This window comes from Brucella pseudintermedia, assembly GCF_008932435.1.
In the GTDB taxonomy this organism is placed as follows: Bacteria; Pseudomonadota; Alphaproteobacteria; order Rhizobiales; family Rhizobiaceae; genus Brucella; species Brucella pseudintermedia.
This window is the reverse complement of record NZ_WBWE01000001.1, coordinates 173279-192836: the sequence shown is the minus strand read 5'-3', so window position 1 is coordinate 192836 and position 19558 is coordinate 173279. Positions and strand designations below refer to the sequence as shown.

Genomic DNA, 19558 nt, shown 5'->3' with positions numbered 1-19558 from the left:
TGACCCCTGCTATCAACGCTGCAACAAATGCAAATGCCGCACAGATCATGAGGACATTCAAAGATCGCGTAAGTCCCATTGGTCTGTCTCCTTCATATGCGCCCGACGGAGCGGACGCGCGCTGGTAGGAAACAGGAATCTAAGCGCAAAACGCCTCGAACAAAAGAAGATTTCGTTCTGCAATCTGCCGTGATAGGGGAATAAACCTATTGTTTACCCTCTAAATCATTGAAATATTTGACCAGAAAAATTTGTTCACATTTCATGAAAAAGACATCGAACTGCCACGTTTGGTGCTGTTTTCGCCGCAGTTGCCACAGGTTTTTTGGCATGTTTTTTGTGGTTTTTAGCGAATTAGCGCCAGATATGCCGACAAAGTGAGGATGGATAGCACGGTCGAATAGAGGATGACGTTGGAGGTTATCGTTGCTTCGCGGCGATAATGCTCGGCCAGCATGAAGGGACCGGTGCCGGTGGGGAGGGCTGCGAGAAGGGCGGCGCTCTGCGCGAGGAGGGGCGGCAGTCCGAATACATAGACCGCCAGCAGCCAGGTTGCGAGCGGCTGCACGATCAGCTTGACAGCAACAAGGAAGGCTATGGCATTGACGCTTTCGCGTTCGATCTTGCGGGGCTGGGCGAGGAACAGTCCAAGCGCAACCAGCGCGCAAGGGGATGCGGCGCCGCCGAGCATCTTGAGGAAGGTTTCCGCAGGGGCGGGGATGGTGAGCCCAAGAAAAGACGCAGCCGCGCCCAACGCCGGAGCGACAAGCAGCGGATTGCGGATCAGGGACCGCATGACCTTCCAGATGAGGCGGAGCGGTTTCTTCTCGGTTTGCAGGCCGATTTCGATCAGCACGATTGCGAAAGCAAAGGTGACGCAGACGGTGATGATGATCGAAATGGTGGTTGCGGCCAGAACGCCGGAGCCGAAGGCAATCATCGAAAGCGGGATGCCCATATAGCCGGTATTGGGATAGGCGGCGTTGAGGCCGTCGAGTGCGGTATCCGCAAGCGGCAGTTTTCCGCGCAGCCGCACCACAAACGGCAAGGCGAAAGCAATCGCGCTCGAAAGCAGGAACACCGCAATGAAGCCGGGCTGCCATAGTTCGCTGCCATTTGTATTGGCCATGATGTCGAACAGAAGGGCGGGCAGCGCCAGATAGACCACGAAGCGGTTCAGCTCCGCTATCGCATGAGGACCCAGTATTTTCAGCTTGAAGGCGCCCCAACCGGAGAAAATCAGCGCGAAAACGGGAAGGACAACGAACAGCGTGGTGAGCATGGGGCGCATTTCAGTTCAGGAAAGGAAAAGGCGCGGGCTTTGAACTCCGCGCCTTGCCGAAAATCAGAGCTTATCGAGAAGCTCCGGCGTCGGCCATGAATCGGCCGGCATTCCAAGGCGCATCTGTTCGGCGCGCACGGCATCGCGGGTGGCGACACCGAAAACGCCATCGATCTTGCCCATGTCATAGCCACGCGCCTGAAGCTTGGTCTGAAGTTCCTTCAACTGGTCCTGCGTCAATCCCTGATCAGGATTGCCCGGATCGAAGGCGGGCGCGCCAGCCAGGCGTGTGGCGAAATAGGCAGCCGTCGTGGCGTAGACGATGGATTTGTTCCATTCCACGAACACGTCGAAGTTCGGATAGGACAGGAAAGCCGGTCCCTTGCGGCCAAGCGGCAGCAGAAGCGACGCATCGCCGTCATCCGGCCCGAGGGGACCATTGATCCCGGTCACGCCCTGTTCGGCCCACCAGGAATGCGGCTTGCGGTTGGTGCGGATCGCTTCTTCCCAAGGCAGATCCTTGGTGAGACGAACTTCCTCAAGCCAGGGCTGGCCGCGTTTCCAGCCAAGTTCCGAGATCATACGACCGGCGGTCATCATGGCATCGGGAACGCTGTTCTTCAGATCGACCTTGCCGTCGCCGTCGCCATCGACGCCGCGCTCCAGATAATCCTTCGGCAGAAGCTGCATCATGCCGATTTCGCCGGCCCAAGCGCCGGTGGTCGCCGCATCGACGACGCCCTGATCGAAAAGCTTGAGAAGGGCGATGAGCTGCGGGCGGAACAGGTCCGGGCGGCGGCAATCATAGGAAAGGGTGACAAGTGCGTTGAGCGTATCGAAATCGCCCTGGATCGCGCCGTAATCGGTTTCAAGCCCCCAGAAAGCGGCAAGCACCGGCCCGGGAACGCCATAGGTGTCCTCAACCTTCTTGAAGACATCGGCATATTTGACCAGATTTTCGCGGCCCTTCTTCAGGCGCGCATCCGAGATGAGACGCTTGGAAAATTCAGTGAAGGTCAGGTTGAAGACGGTCTGCTTGCGGTCGCGGTCGAGCACCTTTTGCTCAAGCATGGCCTTGTGCAGTTCCGCGATACCTTTTTCGCCGACACCGGCGTCACGGGCTTCCTTGGTCAGATTGTCCATCCACTGGCCGAAATCAATCTCGCATTCCGGCTTTGGAAGGTTGACGGTGTTTTCAGATGGCGTCACAGCGGGCGCCGGAGATGCGGCGGCCTGTGCGGTGGACATGGTTGTCGACGCGAGCAATGCGGCTGCTATAACTGAAGCAAAAAACTTCATTGGTAACTCACACTAATGATCGGGAGCATGCGGCTCCCTTCCGAGGATTGTTCTGCTATTGCCTCAACAAGCATCGGAAATGAAGCAAAACTTAGAGTGAACCGCCAAACCGAGCCGTGTTAGCGAACCTTGTTGCTTTCCAGCCACTTTTTCCAGGTGTTGGCATCGCCAGCGAAGACATTGATGTCGGCGTCGCCCTTGATGCCGGGAATGGAGCCGGTGCCCGTATATTGCCAGAACGTCCACGGATGCGGACCGTATTTCTCGTCCGGATGACCGGCAACGGAGCGTAGCCAGAATGGATAATCCGCCATCTGCCGCAGGTCATTGTCATCGAAGAAATCGACCGTCGTGTAGATGATCGGGCGCTTGCCGTAATGCTTTTCCAGCGCTTGCAGGAAGATGCGCATTTCCTTGCGCACAACGGCTGCATTGGGGCGCAGCTTGCAGGTCGGCGATTGCGGGTTCCATTCCATGTCGAGGACGGGCGGAAGCGCGCCGGGGTCACGCGGCACGTTCTGGATATACCAGCGCGCCTGCTCGATGGCCGGACGGCAGAAATAGTAGAAGTGATAGGCGCTCCGTGCGATGCCTGCCTGACGGGCGCCGTTCCAGTGCTCCTGAAAACGGTCATCAACCCTGTCACCGCCTTCGGTCGCCTTGATGAAGGCGAAGGAAATGCCACTGGCGCGAACGGCGCTCCAGTCAATATTGGTCTGATATTTGGAAACGTCCGTGCCGTGGATCGGATAGTGCCAAGGGGTCTTGCCAGTCCAGTCGTGCGGGTCGCGATCACCGAAACGCGATGCCTTCACAGGGCCGGAGGGCGGCGGAATCCGGGCTACCGAGCCGCCTGATTTCTTCACATCGGAAAAGTCGTAGTCCACCGTCGTGCAGGCGGAAAGCAGAAAGGCGCTCAAAGACAAGATGCCCAGAGACGGGATAAAACGGCTGGCCAGGTGATTCATACAGGAGTTCCACAATATGGAATGGGATATAGTAGTTTCTGTAAATTGGCTGGATTGACGCTGGTTTCCAAAAATCTTTTTAATTTAAAAAATCTATGGTTAAAATTATGTTAAAAAAAGCGCTAACGGCCGTTTCGGCGGGTATTTTTAGTTTTATATTGATTTCATCAGCGAGTGCCGAACAAAAATATATTGTTACTTTTCAAAATGCGACGTCAAAAACGACCGTTATGAAAAGGATTTGGGTCCAATGCATGCATGATGCAGGTCCTGAGAGTATTGATGTGAGTAATACCCCTAAACCTTTTGTTATTCAGGATAGCAATTTTATGGTTTGTGCCGATGGCAGTAAAGCAGTTAGGTGGAGAGATCAAAACAACAATAATATTATAGAGTTTAAACACTGGAAATATAATAAAAAGTGGCTTACGGCAGTAACTGGGGCTGTTAATGCAACTTGTGATGGCAAAGAATGTACCGACCCTCATGGTTTGGAAGGCGTTCAGGACGATGCGGAAATCAAAATTACTGTGGAATAATATTATAATGCGCGGTTAGTATATTTGTTAAGCTAATGAATAGCTTTAGCCGTGATGATCCACGCGAAGCCGCGATAAAGAATGCGTTGTTCGGTCGAAAAGCCGCGTTCTGATGCAAGCTGTTCGCAGAAGGAGAGCAGGTCGTTGCGCGGCGTCACACGGAACCACTCAAGCCATGTATAGAGGGCGCGCTTGAACCAGCCGGGCAAGCGCGCCTGATCGCCGAAATCGACGATGTGCAATTCCCCCTGTGGAGCGAGATGGCGGATACTCTCGCGGACAACTGACTGCCATTGCGGGATCATCGACACGGCATAGGAAATGAAAATCCGGTCGAAGCCCGTTTGTCCGAACAATCGTTCGGGATCGAATTGCGCGGCATCGGCACGCTCAAGCCGGACGCGGCTTTCGATGCCGGCGCGCTCCGCAGCCCGGCGGGCGGTATCCAGCATTTCCGCGGAAATATCGATACCGAACAGCCTGGCGTCGGGATAATGTTCCGCGGTCTTCACCAGATTGCGGCCTGTGCCGCAGCCGATCTCCAGAACCGTGCCGTTCTTGGGGACGGCCAGTCCCGCAATCATCGGATCGCGGCCCAGAAGATAATATTTGCGCGTGGCATCGTAGAAGTGCCGCTGGCGGCGATAGACCCGATCCATGAGGCTGGCATGGTCGATACCCTGAATGCTCCATGGGCTGCGCAGCATGTCAGGCATCCTTCAAGATATAGAGATGAAAGCCGCCATAGATCGAGGAACGATCGCGGTCATGCAAGGCGCGGGATTGGTCCGCCTGGTACGTCCAGCGATCCAGTATCTCTGGCGCCACCCGTCCCGGAAGCAGGCTCGGTTCGGCAGCGGTGCGGAAGATGACGCGGGCATTGGGCGCCGCCGTGCGGGTGATCTCGCTCCATAGCGCGTTGAGTTGTCCGTCGCTCATCCAGTCCTGCGCATCGAGCAGAATATAACGGTCGACGGAAGCGGCAGGCTTGGCCGCGAGAAAATCGGTATAGCTCGCGTTCTGCACTGTCAGGCGATCGGCGCGGGCGCGCACCGTTTCGAAATTGCCCCGTGACAGATAAGGCGGGAGCGGCCCGGTCTCTTCATCGCCGCCATAGCCGCGCCCGAAGGCCTGCCAGGCGAAATAATTATCGGCGAGGGGAAAGCCGCAGGCGAGTTTTTCAAGGCGGCTGCACAGGACAAGCGCCATGTCGCCATTTCCAGCGGTGGCAAGGGCGTCATATTGCTGTGGCGGTATGCCAAGCCCGAACAGGGAGGATTTGCGGGCTGTCGCCCAGCGCACCATGCGTTTTTCAAAAAGCGGTGCCAGCGCCGCGTCGAAGAAGCTGCGCTGTTCTTCCATCGTGCGCGCCTTCAATATGTCGCGCGGATCGATCCCGTAGAGTCGCGCCACGCGGTGACCCATGCCGATGAAGACGCCGAGCAAGCCGTGGCGATAAAGATCGCGCCAGAAGATGGAAATGCGCTGGCGGCCGTTCCATTTGCGCTTTTCCCAATAAGCGCGGCTTTCGCTGTCGAGATGCGGGCGGATGAAGCGCTTGTAGGCGGCCAGATTGGTCTTGTCGTCAGCCTTGCCATAAAAGCGATAAAAAGCCTGATAATCGGGCAGATGCTTCAGTGCCGCCAGCTTCAGCCGGTTGAAGGCGACATGGGCTTGGTTGAGATCGACGGCCTCGATGCGGGCCGGGTCGGCGGTCAGATAGGAAAGGGCGTTGCAGCCGCCCGATGCAATCGTGACGATGCGGTGGCCCGGTTCGATGGCAAGCGCCGCCATATCGACTTCCGGGTCCTCCCAGATTTGCGGATACACCAGCCCCTTGAACAGCCACGCGAACAATCTTTCGGAAAAACCCGCGCGTGAAAGGGCGTTGTTTTGTGTCACCGCACGTTTGAGAATTGTGCCGCCTGTTGCTTGCTCTGTCATCAAAAGTTCCTCAATGCGCGAATCCGGCTTCGATTATGCAAAGTTAAACATCGTCCAATGACAGGGACGTGACGAAATAATTGCGGGCCCATGAACCGGCGGAATTGGGCTACAGCCCTGTAATACTATCGCTTTATTACGTCTGGTAAGACTATTTGAGAGAACCTTTTCGCGCTGCTGCCGTTTTTTCGGGTGAAGGTCCGGGTCGACAGGATTTCTGTGTCGATGAGAGGCCGCAAAGGTGATTGGCCGGAAAACCGGCCACGCACGGAGAAACAGAGAGGCGTTTGGCAACTTGCCATTTGATGCCCAAACCAGGCCAAGAGCCTAACCTAGGAAGGAGAGCCTAAGTGAAGAAGTTTCTGATTGCTTCTGTCGCCGCCGTATCACTTCTCGGTCTTGCAGCGTGCAACGACAAGAAGGACGACACGACCAACGCGCCGGCACCATCCGCGCCGACAGCGCCTTCGAACAACGACACGGCGCCAGCCCCGACCACACCCGCACCGACCACTCCGGCACCATCGACGCCGGGTACGGGAACCGCACCTTCCAACTAGTGCGCGTTTCGATCTGAGTGGGATGCGCTCCAAGGTCGCGACGTCGTGACCGCTTTGCAGCCGAATGGCGATCCGGGTTACGGATCGCCATTCTTGCCTGACGGCTTTTGCCGGTGGTTTCGGATTTGATATGAATGTTAAGGCAACCATAGTGGGAAAAGACGGGCATTCTGCGTTTTGCGTGTTTCAACGCAGGCTCGGTTCGGTTATGGCTTTTGTCATGAACCGTAACTTCGTGTTTTTCATCTCTGCGATTGTTCTCGTTGCGCTTGCTGCTTGCGGCAAGGGGAATGACGAGACCGCTACAACGACCAATGGCGGCGAACAGGGCGCTGCCGCCATATCGCAGCCGGCCAAACCAGCGGAAAGCGCAGGCGCGGAAAAAGGCCCCGATCTGGTCAAGTCGCTTCGCGAGAATGCGGGGGTGGTAACTCCGGAAGAAAAAGCTGCAGCCATCGAAAGGGCGCGCGCAAATGCGGTCGCGGCGGCGCAGTCGGTGGGGCAGACGGATGAGCAGGCACAGGCGGCGGGGGAGGCCGCGGCTGCGGTTGCACAGCGTTCCTTCAATGATCGCGAGCCCCAGCAATAATCTGAGCCTGCGGCTCGGTGTTCTTTCTAAATATTTGTTTTTTCAACTTTCGCTCGTGCGGGCGGTTTTCAGTTCATTTGGAATTCTATAGAAAAGTCCCATGTCGATTTGGGTTCGCATCGGTGAGTTTGTCACGTCCGTGGCGTCGAATGCCATCACTGGCGTTATCGAAGCCGTGCGCACCGTCTTTGAAGGCGATGCCGACACACGCCGCCGGGTGGCATTCTCCATCGCGATGATCGCGCTTTCCGCCAAGATGGCCAAGGCGGACGGGATCGTCACCCAGGATGAAATCCGTGCCTTTCAGGACATATTCGCCGTGCCGAAGGAAGAGACGGCGCATGTCGCGCGGCTCTACGATCTCGCCAAGCAGGATGTGGCGGGCTACGAATCCTATGCGCGTCAGCTTGCCGGATTGTGCAGCGAGGGACAGAGCGACTGCCATTTGCTGGAAGACATCCTCGACGGACTTTTCCATATCGCTACTGCCGACGGCTATGTGCACGAAAAGGAAATGGCCTTTCTTGCGGGCGTTGCGGAAATTTTCGGCTACGACGAGGTGGCTTTCGACCGCATCGCCATCCGGCATGTCCAGCGCGGCGCGGATGATCCTTACGCCATTCTGGGGCTGGAGCGCGGCGTTTCCTTCGATATGGCCCGCAAGCGTTATCGTGCGCTGGTCAAGGAGCATCACCCGGACCGGCTGGTGGCAGAGGGCCTGCCGCTCGAATTCATAACCATTGCCAACAGGCGTCTTGCGGCGATAAACGCGGCCTGGGCGAGTATCGAGAAGAATCTGGAGGCGGCATGAGCGGCGCGCGCGACATCGAGAGCCAATCGTTGGAGGAGCTGGCGCTGATCCAGCCGGATTTCGCCGGGGCAACACTGGACCCGTCGCCCAATTTTGGTCCTCGCCGCGACGGCAAGGTGCCCGCCTTTCTGATCCTCCACTATACGGGTCTGGCAACCGCCGAAGAGGCGGTGCAGGTTTTGAAGTCGCCCGAGATGGAAGTTTCCGCCCATTATCTCGTCCATGAAGACGGGCGGATCGTGCAGATGGTATCGGAAAAGGCGCGGGCCTGGCATGCAGGCAAGAGCTTCTGGAAGGGCGAAACGGATATCAATTCGGCCTCCATCGGCATCGAGATCGTCAATCCGGGCAATCTCGAAGATTATCCGCCGTTCAAGGATGTGCAGATCGACGCGGTCATCCGTCTTTGCCGGGACATATGCGAGCGCCACGCCATCAAGCCGGAGAACGTGCTGGCCCATTCGGACATCGCGCCGGCGCGCAAGACCGATCCCGGCCATAATTTTCCGTGGAAGCGGCTCCATGAGGCGGGCATCGGCCACTATATCGAGCCGACCCCGATCCGGGGCGGGCGCTTTCTGGCACGCGGAGAACAGGGCCAGCCGGTCGAAGCCTTGCAGTCCATGCTGGCGCTTTACGGCTATGGAATTGGCATCACAGGGGTCTTCGATGAGGACACGGAGATCGCGATCAAGGCCTTTCAGCGCCATTTTCGGCCGCAGAATGTGGACGGCGTGGCCGATGTTTCTACCATAGATACCCTCTACAGGCTGATTTTTTCCCTGCAGAATGTTACCGCCTGACACGGCTCAGGCGGCCGGTTCCTTCACGGGGCGGCATTTCTTATTTTTCTAATGTTTTCATTAAAATAGATCGATCCGGCCCCATCGCGGACGGATTGCAACGGCAGTTCGCGCCGATCGTGCATGAGTCGCCAATGTTGCAACCTGTAAGACTATTTTACTTTTGCAACCAATCTTCGGCTGCATTTGCCCACCAATTCATTCGGCAATCCCAGCGGTCATGGGCCTGACGGGCCATATCGGGCGGGATCAAAAACAGGGTCGTCACCCCCCAAGACAGGCGGCCTGACAAAAGAAACGTTCCAAGACGGTAGGTTATGAAAATCAAATTTGTTGTTGTTAGCGCCCTTGTCGGCGCGATGAGTTCGTTTGGCCTGAATCCGGCACTGAGTGCCCCATCAACCGAACCGACCAACCTCGCAGCTCTCCTCAAGGCACGCCAGCAGAACAAGTCTGCAGAGGCAGAAAAGCCAACCACAGCGCCTAAGAAGGCATCGGTCATCACCCGCCGCGCGGCTCCGGCCACAAAGGGTTTCACCGGCAAGCGTTCGCAGTCGAAAGACACGACTGCCCGCAATGTCAAAGGCAGCGCCTATTCCAGCATCATCAATCGCTACGCCTCGACCTATGGCGTGCCGTCCGCGCTGGCCCATGCGGTTGTGCGTCACGAAAGCAATTTCCAGCCGAACGTGCGCGGCAAGGCCGGTGAAATCGGCCTGATGCAGATCAAGCTCTCGACCGCACGCGGCCTTGGCTACACCGGCTCCGCCAAGGGCCTCTACGAGCCATCCACGAACATCCAGTTTGGCATGAAGTATCTTGCAATGGCGCAGAAGCTCGGCGGCGGAAGCACCTGCGGCACGATCCTGAAATACAATGCCGGTCACGGCGCAACGCGCATGAACCCGACCTCTGCCAAATATTGCAGCTCGGTCAAGGCATATATGCGCGGGCTCTGACCAATTTGCGTCGGCGGTCGCGTAGAGTACAGGCAGCCTGATGCGAACGGAAAGCCGACAGTGGCAACACTGTCGGCTTTTCTGTTGCCGCTGCGACCAGATTTTTTCCGGAATCCGGTTTCACTGTTGCGCTATCGTTGCTATATGCGCGCTGTCAGTCGGTCGGGCAGCCGCGCCTGTCATATGCCGAAAGGCGGCAGGTGAGGAAAGTCCGGGCTCCATGGAAACACGATGCCGGGTAACGCCCGGCGGGGGCGACCCCAGGGAAAGTGCCACAGAAAGCAGACCGCCCCGTCTTCCGTACCGTTGCATGACGTAGCGGCAGGGATGACGGGGTAAGGGTGAAAGGGTGGGGTAAGAGCCCACCGCGTCTGCAGTAATGCAGACGGCACGGTAAACCCCATCGGGAGCAAAACCGAATAGGGACGGCGCGTCGGTTCGCAAGGGCCGGCAATCGGTTTCCGGATCAGCCGTCCGGGTGGGTTGCACGAGGCGGGTGGCGACATCCGTCCCAGATGAATGGCTGCCACGTCGGGCGCGAGCCCGGCCATACAGAACCCGGCTTACAGATCGGCTGACAATCTTTCTCCAGAGCGGTTCCGACGCTCCGTTAAAACAGGAACCGCTCCAAGTGTTCCAGGAACAGCCTTGGAATGAGGTTAGATCGGCACGCCGGTCAGGAAGTCGTAAATCAGCTTCATGTTCAGAACGACGATGATTGCGGCGGTGATGGCGGCAAGCAGCGTCACCCAGCGCGGCGCGACCAGCGATCCCATCTTCTTTTTCTCTGCCGTGAATATGACAAGCGGAATGATCGCAAAGGGCAGTTGCAGGCTCAACACGACCTGAGACAGGATAAGAAGCTCGGTCGTTCCTTCAGAACCATACATCATCGTCACCACGGCAGCCGGAACGATCGCCACGAAGCGCGTAATCGCACGGCGCAGCCAGGGCTTCAGGCGAATGTCGATGAAGCCTTCCATGACAATCTGCCCGGCCATGGTTGCGGTGATGGTCGAGTTCAGACCGCAGCACAGAAGCGCAATGGCAAAGAGCGTCGGCGCGAGAGCCGAGCCGAGCAGCGGGTTCAGAAGAGCATGGGCCTTGTCGAGATCTTCAACCGCGGTATTGCCGGTGGCGTTGAAGCTCGCAGCCGCCAGGATCAGGATCGACGCATTGACCAGAAGCGCGAATGTCAGCGCAATCGTGGAATCCCACGTTGCAAAGCGGATGGCTTCCCGCTTTTCGGGCGTGGTATGGCCGTAATCACGGGTCTGAATGATGCCGGAGTGCAGATAGAGATTATGCGGCATGACCGTGGCGCCGATGATGCCAAGCGCAATATAGAGCATATCCGGATTGCGGATGATCTCGGTGGTAGGCGCAAACCCCCTGATGACCTCGCCCCATTGCGGCTGCGCCATCAAGATCTGTATGAGGAAACAGAGCGCGATCACGCCCAGAAGCGTGATAATGAGCGCCTCGACGCGGCGGAATCCCTTGTTCTGAAGATAAAGAACCAGAAGCACGTCGGCGGCGGTGATGATGACGCCGATTTCAAGCGGAATGCCGAACAGCAGGTTGAGGCCGATGGCCGTGCCGATGACTTCGGCAAGATCGGTGGCGCAGATTGCAAGCTCGGCCAGAAGCCAGAGCGGCCAGGCGAGAAAACGCGGATAGGCATCGCGGCAGGCCTGCGCCAGATCGCGACCCGTCGCGACCGCAAGGCGAGTGCAGAGCGCCTGCAAGAGCACGGCCATCAGATTGGACAACAGAACGACACAGAGCAGCGTATAGCCGAAGCGGGAGCCGCCAGCCAGCGAGGTGGCCCAGTTGCCGGGGTCCATATAGCCAACAGCTACCAGATAGCCGGGTCCGAAGAAGGACAGCGCGCGGCGGAACTTCGAGCCGGATCGATTGACTCTGATTGAGCGGTGGACATCGGACATGGATGCCTCGCCGCGATCACGCCGCCAGCCTTCAAACGTAACTTCGCCAGCGCCAGACGAATTTTCTCCATGAGGAGCCATGAGAAATGCCTTGATGACTTAATGCAGTTGCAAACTATTTGCATTAAATAAGCGCGTGCGCGGCAGGTGTCAACGGGAAAGGGGGAGGAAGGGGAATAGGGGAATAGGGGAATAGGGGAATAGGGGAATAGGGTGCGAAGCCGATGGCGACAAGGCAAGCAAAATATTTGCCTTGACCGAGAATAAGGATTTTTTTCCCTTACTCCCTTACTCCCTTACTCCCTTACTCCCTTACTCCCTTACTCCCTTACTCCCGCCAAAGGATAACGCTTCATTAAGCTTAATATCCGATAACTGATGAACGAATCCGTCATGCCCCCACGTTGACGGCAAATGGGCGGAATCCAAAGGCAACACTCAGGCATGTCTCCCGAAAGCGGGAAATGCTCTAAGCGCAACGCGCTTTAGATAACGGGCCGCGTACCCGGGAAAGGATCGGAATGATGGCAAGCCTCGGCGGAGACAATTCTCAAGCCGGTGGGGCTGAAGTCCGTCATGTTCCGGTGCTGATTGCCGAAGTGATCGATGCCCTGAAGCCTGTGACCGGCGCGGTGATCGTCGACGGGACATTCGGTGCTGGCGGTTATACGCGCCGCATACTCGAAGCGGGCGCGGACGTGATCGCGATCGACCGCGATCCAACCGCAATCGAAGCCGGGCGGGCGATGGAAAAGCAGTTTCCGGGCAGGCTCAATCTGGTCGAGTCGCGGTTTTCTGCTTTGGACGAAGCAGTCTCGACCGTAAAGGGAGCAGGCAGCAAGGTGGACGGCGTTGTGCTCGATATTGGCGTGTCATCGATGCAGATCGATGAGGCCGAGCGCGGCTTTTCCTTCCAGAAGGACGGCCCGCTTGACATGCGCATGTCGAAAAAGGGTCCAAGTGCTGCCGATGTGGTCAACCGTCTCAAGACCGGCGATCTTGCCCGCATCTTCAATTTTCTGGGCGAGGAGCGTCATGCGGGCCGCATTGCGCGCATGATCGACAAGCGCCGTGCGGCGCAGCCTTTCACCCGCACGCTCGATCTTGCCAATGCCATCGAAACGCTGGTGGGGCGCAATCCGAAGGATCGCATTCATCCGGCGACGCGCGTGTTTCAGGCGCTGCGCGTCTATGTAAACGATGAACTGGGCGAACTGGCGCGGGCGTTGCTTGCTGCTGAGCGCATCCTGAAGCCAGGTGGCCGGCTGGTTGTCGTGACCTTCCATTCGCTGGAAGACCGCATGGTGAAGCGCTATTTCGCGGACCGCGCGGGCGGCAGCGCGGGGTCGCGCCATCTGCCGGAAACGCATGTCCGCCTGCCGAGCTTCACGGCTGCGGTCAAGGGCGCTGTCGGCCCGACGGCCGAGGAAGAAGAACGAAACCCGCGCGCGCGCTCCGCGAAGCTGCGCGCCGGGATCAGGACGGATAATCCGCCACTGGAAGACGATCTATCGCTTTTCGGACTGCCCAAACTGCCCGAGACGAACGAACTGGCCCGGAGTTGAACGAGTGCTGCGTACTTTCGACATCATCATGATAGCGGCGATGCTGGTGGCGGCGACCGTCACCTACACGATCAAATATGACGCGGAAAAGCAGATCGCAGTGATCGCCAAGCTGAAGCGGCAGATCGATTCCGAGAAGGACACGATCACGCTCCTGCGCGCCGACTGGGCCTTGATGACCCAGCCTGGCCGCTTGCAGAGCCTCGTCGGGGTCTATGAAAAGGAACTCAATCTCCAGCCGATCGAAGCGGAACAGCTTCTGCTGGGCGTCAACGAAATTCCGGAACGTCCGGTTGACGATATCCAGAAAATCATTTCCGGCAGCGACGAATTGCTCGCAAGCGGCGTGCTCGAAAAGGATGCCATCACGACCGGCAGCGTCAAGAAAAGCGGGGCGAGGCACTGATCATGCGGCTGAGACCTTTCAGAAAAAAGAATTTGCAGGCAAGTAACGGTGTTGAGCCGGCTGGCGATGAAAAGCTGGCCGGCAACATGGCGTTTGTCGGCTCGCGCAAGAAGCATGGCAACCGCGCGCGCAATCGCCTGTGGATGGCCATCGCCTGCTTTGTCGGCATCTATGGCGTGATGGGCGGCAAGCTTATCTATTTCGGCGTTATCGGGGGCGAAGACGAGGAGAATGCAGGACCGGCCGTGCAGCAGCTTGCGTCGCGCCCGGACATTCTGGACCGCAATGGCGAAATTCTGGCGACCGACATCAAGACGGCCTCGCTCTATGCCGAGCCGCGCAAGATCGTCGATCCCGACGAGACCATCGAAATGCTGTCCACCGTGCTTCCAGACCTCGACTGGGAAGCGACATACAAGCGTCTGAAAAGCGGTGCGGGCTTCGTCTGGGTCAAGCGCGGGCTCACGCCGCGCCAGCAGAGCCAGATCATGGCGCTCGGCGTGCCGGGCATTGGCTTCCGGACCGAAAAGCGGCGCTTCTATCCGGGCGGCCCCACCGCATCGCACATTCTCGGTCTCGTTAATGTCGACAATCAGGGCATTGCGGGCATGGAGAAATATATCGACAGCCAGGGCCTGACTGACCTGCGTTCCGTCGGCCTTGCGACCGGGCAGTCGCTGGAGCCAGTGCGTCTCTCCGTCGATATTCGCGTGCAGCACATCATGCGCGACGTGCTGGTCAAGGCCATGGAACGCTACCGGGCGATTGCCGCCGGTGCGGTTGTGCTGAACGTCAAGACCGGCGAAGTGATCGCCATGGCATCGGTGCCGGATTTCGATCCGAACAATCCGGTCCACGCGCTGGATAAGGACCGCCTGAACCGCATGTCTGCGGGCACCTATGAAATGGGCTCGACCATCAAGAGCTTTACCACGGCGATGGCGCTCGATTCCGGCAAGTTTAACCTCAATTCTCGCCTTGATGCGTCGCGCCCGCTGGTGTTCGGTCGCCAGACCATCCGTGACTTCCACGGCAAGGGTCGCGTGCTGACGCTGCCGGAAGTCTTCATCTTCTCATCCAACATCGGTTCAGGCCGCGAAGCCGATGCCGTCGGCATCGAAGGACACCGCGCGTTCCTGAAAAAGATCGGCCTTCTCGACCGCTTGCAGACGGAGCTGCCCGAAGTGGCGCGCCCGGTCGAGCCGCGTGTGTGGAAGAAGGTTCATTCCATGACCATTTCGTTCGGCCACGGCATGATGACAACGCCGTTGCAGACGGCGGTTGGCGCTGCGGCCCTGATGAATGGCGGCAAGCTGATGCCGCCGACATTCCTGATGCGCACGCAGGCAGAGGCCGATCAGGTGGCCAAGCAGATCATCCATCCACAGGTTTCTGCCGACATGCGTTATCTCTACCGCCTCAATGCGACGGCGCCGGGTGGGTCCGGCAAGCGCGCGACGGTTCCGGGCTATCGCGTCGGCGGCAAGACCGGCACGGCGGAAAAAGTGGTGCATGGCCGCTATTCGAAGGACGTGCGCTTCAACGCGTTTCTGGCGTCATTTCCGATGGATGACCCGACTTATGTCGTGCTGACCATCATCGACGAACCGAAGCCGGAAGAAGGCAAGTTCAGCGCAACCGCGGGTCTCAACGCAGCGCCGATGGTTTCGGAGATCATCCGCCGGTCCGCATCGTTCCTCGGGGTGAAGCCGGATTTCCAACTCGAAGCCCAGCCAGCAATGGTTAGCAATTTAAGCGGCAGGCCCGATTTTCAACAGGAAGTGCCGCCAGCAATGGTTTCCAACGAATACGACTGATTCGCTTAAAACAGCCTTTGCAGCGTTACGCGCACAACTGAATCTGGATTTGGTATGACCATGAAACTGAAGGAAATCGCTCTTTTCAAGGAACTGGCCTCCGGCAATGCCGGCGAGGTGGAGATCACCGGCGTCACATCGGATTCCCGCAAGGTTGAACGCGGTTTTCTTTTCGCAGCCTTGAAGGGCGTGAAAGCGGACGGCGCGGCTTTTGCCGCCGATGCCATCAAGCGTGGCGCCAGCGCTATCGTTGCGGGCAAGGACACGGTCATCGCCGATGCAGGCGTGCCGGTCCTCCATGTTGATGACCCGCGCCTTGCGCTGGCGGTTGCCGCCGCGCAGTTCTATGGCAAGCAGCCGCAGGTCATGGTTGCCGTTACGGGCACCAGCGGCAAGACCTCCGTTGCCTCCTTTACTCGCCAGATCTGGGCCTATGCCGGTTTCCCGGCCGCGAATATCGGCACGACGGGCGTCTTCTCGCCGACACGCAGCGACTATAATTCACTGACCACGCCCGATCCGGTGGAACTGCATCGCGTGCTGGCCGAACTTGCCGATGAAGGCGTTACCCATGCGGCGATGGAAGCCTCGTCGCACGGCCTTGACCAGCGGCGTCTCGACGGCGTCAAGCTTGCTGCCGGTGCGTTCACCAATCTCGGTCGCGACCATATGGATTACCACGCGACCATCGATGAATATCTTGGCGCTAAGATGCGCCTGTTCACCACGCTTTTGCCGAAGGGCGCGCCAGCCATCATCTTCTCCGACGATCATTTTTCAGCGCAGGCCATCGAAGCGGCGACGCTTGCCGGTTGCGACGTGAAGACGGTTGGACGGAAGGGTAACTTCATTGCCCTCAAGCGTGTCGAGCATGAACGTTTCCGCCAGCACGTGGAAGTGCGCATCGGCGACGAGATTTTCGAGATCGAGCTGCCGCTTGCCGGAGATTTTCAGGTGGCGAATGCGCTGGTGGCGGCAGGGCTTGCCATGGTCACGGGCGTTCCAGCCGCGGCTGCGATGCGCGCCCTGGCGCTCCTGAAAGGGGCACCCGGACGGCTTGATCTCGTTGGTGCGACGGAAGACGGCGCCCCGGCCTATGTCGATTACGCCCATAAGCCGGAAGCGCTCGAAAATGTGCTGACTTCGGTGCGGCCGTTCACGACGGGCCGGGTGATCGTGGTCTTCGGCTGCGGCGGTGACCGCGACAAGGGCAAGCGCCCGATCATGGGTGAAATCGCTTCCCGGCTGGCTGATGTGGCAATTGTCACGGACGACAATCCGCGTTCGGAAGTTCCGGCCCAGATCCGCGCCGAAATCATGGCGGCAGCGCCGGGCGCAACCGAAATCGGTGATCGCCGCGAGGCAATCTTCACCGCCGTGTCGATGATGCAGCCGGGCGATACGCTGGTCGTTGCAGGCAAGGGACATGAAGAGGGGCAGATCGTCGGCAATATCACCCTGCCGTTCTCGGATCACGCCGAAGTGGCGGCAGCGCTGGCCGCCCGCCTTGAGGAGCGCTCGGAATGAGTGACTGGCTGTGGAAATCCGATGATATGGTCGAAGCCATGGAAGGAAGGCCGTTTGGCAACCTTCCTGCTGGCATTACCGGTATCTCAATCGACAGCCGCTCGCTGAAGCCGGGCGAGGCTTTTTTTGCTATCAAGGGCGAACAGTTCGACGGACATGATTTCGTCACCGCTGCCATGGCTGCCGGTGCCGGTCTGATCGTGGTGGCGGAACATCGTCTGCCCGCGTTCGGCAATTCCAAGGTGCCGATGATCGTGGTCGAGGACGTGCTTGAAGCCCTGATCAAGCTTGGCATTGCCTCGCGCGCACGCTCAAAGGCACAGATCATCGCGGTGACGGGTTCGGTCGGCAAGACGACGACCAAGGAAGCCTTGCGCCATGTGCTTTCCGAAGTGGGCAAGGTTCATGCTTCGGTGGCGTCATTCAACAATCACTGGGGCGTGCCGCTGACGCTTGCGCGCATGCCGGCCGATACCGATTACGGCGTCTTTGAAATCGGTATGAATCATCATGACGAAATCCGCCCGCTGGTGAAGATGGTGCGCCCGCACGTGGCGCTGATTACGCTGATCGCGCCCGCGCATCTTGGCCATTTCGCCAATCTGGAAGAAATCGCCGTCGCCAAGGCGGAGATTTTCGAGGGCATTGTGCCGGGCGGTTATGCGCTCCTCAATCGCGATGACAAGCGCTTCAAGCAGTTGGAAGAGCTGGCTGAAAAGGCAGGCGTCGAGCATATCGTCACCTTCGGCGAGAATGCCCGTTCTGATTACCGCCTGCGCGAAGTGAAGCTGCATCCGACCTGTTCCTGCATGACGGTGAAGGCTGGCGCGCATGAAGCGGCAGTCAAGGTCGGCATGCCGGGCCGTCATATCGTGCAGAACATGCTCGCCGTCCTTGGCGCAGCCGATCTGGTCGGCGCGGATATCGCCAAGGTGATGATGGCAATGGCAACGCTTTCTGCCGAAGGCGGTCGTGGCGCGCGCCATGTGCTCCAGCACCCCGAAGGCACGTTCACGCTGATCGACGAGAGCTATAACGCCAATCCGACCTCGATGCGCGCAGCCCTGTCACTCTTGCATTCGACGGCACCGGAAGGCTCGCGCGGCCGCCGTATCGCGGTGCTGGGCGACATGCTCGAGCTTGGCCGTCAGTCGGGAAAACTCCACGCCGATCTGGCGCGTCCGATCGTGGATGCCGAAGTGAATGCGCTTTTTATCGGTGGACCGGACATGTCGGCGCTCAAAAATGCCTTGCCGGTTGAAATTCATACCGAGTACAGGCAGAGCACCGACGAATTGTTGCCGCTGGTGATCAAGACGGTCCGTCCGGGCGATGTCATCATGGTGAAATCGTCGAAGGGGATCGGTTTTTCCAAAATCGTCAAGGCGCTGATCAGCCAGTTTCCGCCGGTGGAACCGGCGGAATAAGCGGTATTTGAGGGATTTTTCTCTACATGTTTATGCTTCTCACCTTCTTCGCCGAACATATGACACCGCTTAATGTGTTCCGCTACATCACCTTCCGCACCGGCGGCGCCATGATCACATCGGCGCTGATCGTGTTTCTGTTCGGCCCGTCGATCATCAACTCGCTCCGGGTGCGTCAGGGGAAAGGCCAGCCGATCCGCGCCGACGGCCCGCAGACCCATTTCAAGAAGGCCGGTACGCCGACCATGGGCGGTCTCATGATCATGACCGGCATTCTCGTGTCGTGCCTGCTCTGGACCAATCTTTCCAGCGTCTATGTCTGGGTGGTGCTGCTGGTTACGGTGGGTTTCGGCGCTATCGGCTTCTATGACGATTATCTCAAAGTGACGAAGCAGTCCGACAAGGGTTTTTCGGGCAAGGCGCGTCTTGGCATTGAATTCCTGATCGCCGCAGCCGCCGCCTTCATCATCATGCGGGCAGGGCAGGAGCCGTTCTCGTCCTCGCTGACATTCCCCTTCGCCAAGCAGTTTGTCATCAATCTGAGCTGGTTCTTTATCCCGTTTGCAGCCTTTGTCATGGTTGGCGCGGGCAATGCGGTAAACCTGACCGATGGCCTCGACGGGCTTGCAATCGTGCCGGTCATGGTGGCCGCGGCCTCCTTTGGCTTTATCGCCTATCTTTCCGGTAACGCGATCTTCGCCGATTATCTGCAAATCCATTTCGTCCCCGGCACAGGTGAGCTTGCCGTCGTCCTCGGCGCAGTCATCGGCGCCGGTCTCGGCTTTTTGTGGTTCAACGCGCCGCCCGCCGCCATCTTCATGGGCGACACGGGTTCGCTGGCGCTGGGGGGGATGTTGGGCACGGTCGCCGTTGCGACGAAGCACGAGATCGTCCTTGCCATCATCGGCGGACTGTTCGTCATGGAAGCGCTTTCCGTCATTATTCAGGTCGGTTCCTTCAAACTGACTGGCAAGCGCGTCTTCCTGATGGCGCCTATCCACCACCATTTCGAAAAGAAGGGCTGGACCGAGAGCCAGGTCGTGATCCGCTTCTGGATCGTTGCGATCATCCTCGCGATGATCGGTCTTTCCACCCTCAAGCTCCGGTAAAGTG

The 19558-nt window shown here is 58.5% G+C and carries 17 protein-coding genes, 1 other RNA gene and 1 pseudogene; 13 read left to right on the top strand and 6 right to left on the bottom strand.

Annotation, left to right across the window (positions count from 1 at the left end; all coding sequences use genetic code 11):
* Positions 1-346: 346 nt before the first annotated feature.
* The 3 genes from F9K78_RS00890 to F9K78_RS00880 all read right to left on the bottom strand — a co-directional run bounded on the left by F9K78_RS00890 (position 347) and on the right by F9K78_RS00880 (position 3549).
* The gene (locus F9K78_RS00890; RefSeq protein WP_121986019.1) at positions 347-1282 is read right to left on the bottom strand and encodes an AEC family transporter; all 936 of its coding nucleotides are present in this window, start codon (positions 1280-1282) and stop codon (positions 347-349) included.
* Between the two features lie 63 nt (positions 1283-1345).
* The gene (locus F9K78_RS00885; protein WP_121986020.1) at positions 1346-2581 is read right to left on the bottom strand and encodes a lytic murein transglycosylase; all 1236 of its coding nucleotides are present in this window, start codon (positions 2579-2581) and stop codon (positions 1346-1348) included.
* Between the two features lie 119 nt (positions 2582-2700).
* Positions 2701-3549, bottom strand: a complete 849-nt coding sequence (locus F9K78_RS00880; protein ID WP_121986021.1) for a glycoside hydrolase family 25 protein — start codon at positions 3547-3549, stop codon at positions 2701-2703.
* 107 nt (positions 3550-3656) lie between these two features.
* Here F9K78_RS00880 and F9K78_RS00875 point away from each other — a divergent pair, with 107 nt between their 5' ends.
* Complete coding sequence (locus tag F9K78_RS00875) at positions 3657-4088, top strand: hypothetical protein (protein ID WP_144897536.1); 432 nt, start codon at positions 3657-3659, stop codon at positions 4086-4088.
* A gap of 32 nt (positions 4089-4120) precedes the next feature.
* Here the strand turns inward: F9K78_RS00875 and F9K78_RS00870 are convergent, their stop codons facing one another.
* Together F9K78_RS00870 and F9K78_RS00865 are read right to left on the bottom strand one after the other, a co-directional pair.
* Positions 4121-4795 (bottom strand): class I SAM-dependent methyltransferase, encoded by a 675-nt coding sequence (locus tag F9K78_RS00870; protein ID WP_121986023.1) that lies wholly within the window; start codon positions 4793-4795, stop codon positions 4121-4123.
* A 1-nt stretch (position 4796) separates the two neighbouring features.
* Positions 4797-6032 (bottom strand): BtaA family protein, encoded by a 1236-nt coding sequence (locus F9K78_RS00865; protein WP_121986046.1) that lies wholly within the window; start codon positions 6030-6032, stop codon positions 4797-4799.
* Positions 6033-6382: 350 nt separating this feature from the next.
* Here F9K78_RS00865 and F9K78_RS00860 point away from each other — a divergent pair, with 350 nt between their 5' ends.
* The 6 genes and pseudogenes from F9K78_RS00860 to rnpB all read left to right on the top strand — a co-directional run bounded on the left by F9K78_RS00860 (position 6383) and on the right by rnpB (position 10336).
* The gene (locus tag F9K78_RS00860; protein ID WP_121982828.1) at positions 6383-6592 is read left to right on the top strand and encodes a hypothetical protein; all 210 of its coding nucleotides are present in this window, start codon (positions 6383-6385) and stop codon (positions 6590-6592) included.
* Positions 6593-6762: 170 nt separating this feature from the next.
* A pseudogene (locus tag F9K78_RS00855) lies at positions 6763-7181 on the top strand (hypothetical protein).
* A 100-nt stretch (positions 7182-7281) separates the two neighbouring features.
* Positions 7282-7992, top strand: coding sequence for a J domain-containing protein (locus F9K78_RS00850; RefSeq protein WP_121986024.1), 711 nt, complete (start codon positions 7282-7284; stop codon positions 7990-7992).
* Positions 7989-8795 carry an N-acetylmuramoyl-L-alanine amidase gene (locus F9K78_RS00845; RefSeq protein ID WP_121986025.1) on the top strand — a complete coding sequence of 269 codons (807 nt, stop codon included), beginning with the start codon at positions 7989-7991 and terminating at the stop codon, positions 8793-8795. Before F9K78_RS00850 ends, F9K78_RS00845 begins: the two co-directional genes overlap by 4 nt.
* 317 nt (positions 8796-9112) lie before the next feature.
* On the top strand, positions 9113-9754 hold the full coding sequence (locus F9K78_RS00840; protein WP_121982831.1) for a lytic transglycosylase domain-containing protein: 642 nt from the start codon (positions 9113-9115) through the stop codon (positions 9752-9754).
* A gap of 154 nt (positions 9755-9908) precedes the next feature.
* Positions 9909-10336, top strand: an RNA gene (gene rnpB, locus F9K78_RS00835) — RNase P RNA component class A.
* A gap of 77 nt (positions 10337-10413) precedes the next feature.
* On the opposite strand, the gene F9K78_RS00830 is transcribed toward rnpB, so the two are convergent.
* A complete protein-coding gene (locus F9K78_RS00830) occupies positions 10414-11784 on the bottom strand; it encodes an Nramp family divalent metal transporter (RefSeq protein WP_121982832.1) in 1371 nt (456 codons plus the stop codon).
* Between the two features lie 440 nt (positions 11785-12224).
* Here F9K78_RS00830 and rsmH point away from each other — a divergent pair, with 440 nt between their 5' ends.
* Genes rsmH through mraY form a run of 6 tightly spaced genes read left to right on the top strand, consistent with a single transcriptional unit; the run spans position 12225 to position 19554 of the window.
* Positions 12225-13268, top strand: a complete 1044-nt coding sequence (rsmH, locus tag F9K78_RS00820) for a 16S rRNA (cytosine(1402)-N(4))-methyltransferase RsmH (protein WP_162929767.1) — start codon at positions 12225-12227, stop codon at positions 13266-13268.
* 4 nt (positions 13269-13272) lie between these two features.
* A complete protein-coding gene (gene ftsL / locus F9K78_RS00815; protein ID WP_121985013.1) occupies positions 13273-13674 on the top strand; it encodes a cell division protein FtsL in 402 nt (133 codons plus the stop codon).
* A 2-nt stretch (positions 13675-13676) separates the two neighbouring features.
* Complete coding sequence (locus F9K78_RS00810) at positions 13677-15491, top strand: peptidoglycan D,D-transpeptidase FtsI family protein (protein ID WP_121985014.1); 1815 nt, start codon at positions 13677-13679, stop codon at positions 15489-15491.
* A gap of 54 nt (positions 15492-15545) precedes the next feature.
* The gene (locus tag F9K78_RS00805) at positions 15546-17018 is read left to right on the top strand and encodes a UDP-N-acetylmuramoyl-L-alanyl-D-glutamate--2,6-diaminopimelate ligase (RefSeq protein ID WP_121985015.1); all 1473 of its coding nucleotides are present in this window, start codon (positions 15546-15548) and stop codon (positions 17016-17018) included.
* Positions 17015-18445: a UDP-N-acetylmuramoylalanyl-D-glutamyl-2,6-diaminopimelate--D-alanyl-D-alanine ligase gene (locus tag F9K78_RS00800; RefSeq protein WP_121985016.1), complete on the top strand. Its 1431-nt coding sequence runs from the start codon at positions 17015-17017 to the stop codon at positions 18443-18445. The genes F9K78_RS00805 and F9K78_RS00800 overlap by 4 nt, the downstream gene beginning before the upstream one ends.
* A gap of 26 nt (positions 18446-18471) precedes the next feature.
* A complete protein-coding gene (mraY, locus tag F9K78_RS00795) occupies positions 18472-19554 on the top strand; it encodes a phospho-N-acetylmuramoyl-pentapeptide-transferase (protein ID WP_121982146.1) in 1083 nt (360 codons plus the stop codon).
* Positions 19555-19558 lie beyond the last annotated feature (4 nt).

Bases quoted from the DNA above. Each gene is read 5' to 3' on its own strand.
- mraY (WP_121982146.1), top strand. From the start codon at position 18,472: ATGTTTATGCTTCTCACCTTCTTCGCCGAACATATGACACCGCTTAAT.
- F9K78_RS00885 (WP_121986020.1), bottom strand. From the start codon at position 2,581: ATGAAGTTTTTTGCTTCAGTTATAGCAGCCGCATTGCTCGCGTCGACA.
- F9K78_RS00810 (WP_121985014.1), top strand. From the start codon at position 13,677: ATGCGGCTGAGACCTTTCAGAAAAAAGAATTTGCAGGCAAGTAACGGT.
- F9K78_RS00850 (WP_121986024.1), top strand. From the start codon at position 7,282: ATGTCGATTTGGGTTCGCATCGGTGAGTTTGTCACGTCCGTGGCGTCG.
- F9K78_RS00890 (WP_121986019.1), bottom strand. From the start codon at position 1,282: ATGCTCACCACGCTGTTCGTTGTCCTTCCCGTTTTCGCGCTGATTTTC.
- rsmH (WP_162929767.1), top strand. From the start codon at position 12,225: ATGATGGCAAGCCTCGGCGGAGACAATTCTCAAGCCGGTGGGGCTGAA.
- F9K78_RS00800 (WP_121985016.1), top strand. From the start codon at position 17,015: ATGAGTGACTGGCTGTGGAAATCCGATGATATGGTCGAAGCCATGGAA.
- F9K78_RS00840 (WP_121982831.1), top strand. From the start codon at position 9,113: ATGAAAATCAAATTTGTTGTTGTTAGCGCCCTTGTCGGCGCGATGAGT.
- F9K78_RS00830 (WP_121982832.1), bottom strand. From the start codon at position 11,784: ATGGCTCCTCATGGAGAAAATTCGTCTGGCGCTGGCGAAGTTACGTTT.
- F9K78_RS00845 (WP_121986025.1), top strand. From the start codon at position 7,989: ATGAGCGGCGCGCGCGACATCGAGAGCCAATCGTTGGAGGAGCTGGCG.
- F9K78_RS00870 (WP_121986023.1), bottom strand. From the start codon at position 4,795: ATGCTGCGCAGCCCATGGAGCATTCAGGGTATCGACCATGCCAGCCTC.
- F9K78_RS00875 (WP_144897536.1), top strand. From the start codon at position 3,657: ATGTTAAAAAAAGCGCTAACGGCCGTTTCGGCGGGTATTTTTAGTTTT.
- F9K78_RS00865 (WP_121986046.1), bottom strand. From the start codon at position 6,032: ATGACAGAGCAAGCAACAGGCGGCACAATTCTCAAACGTGCGGTGACA.
- F9K78_RS00805 (WP_121985015.1), top strand. From the start codon at position 15,546: ATGACCATGAAACTGAAGGAAATCGCTCTTTTCAAGGAACTGGCCTCC.
- F9K78_RS00880 (WP_121986021.1), bottom strand. From the start codon at position 3,549: ATGAATCACCTGGCCAGCCGTTTTATCCCGTCTCTGGGCATCTTGTCT.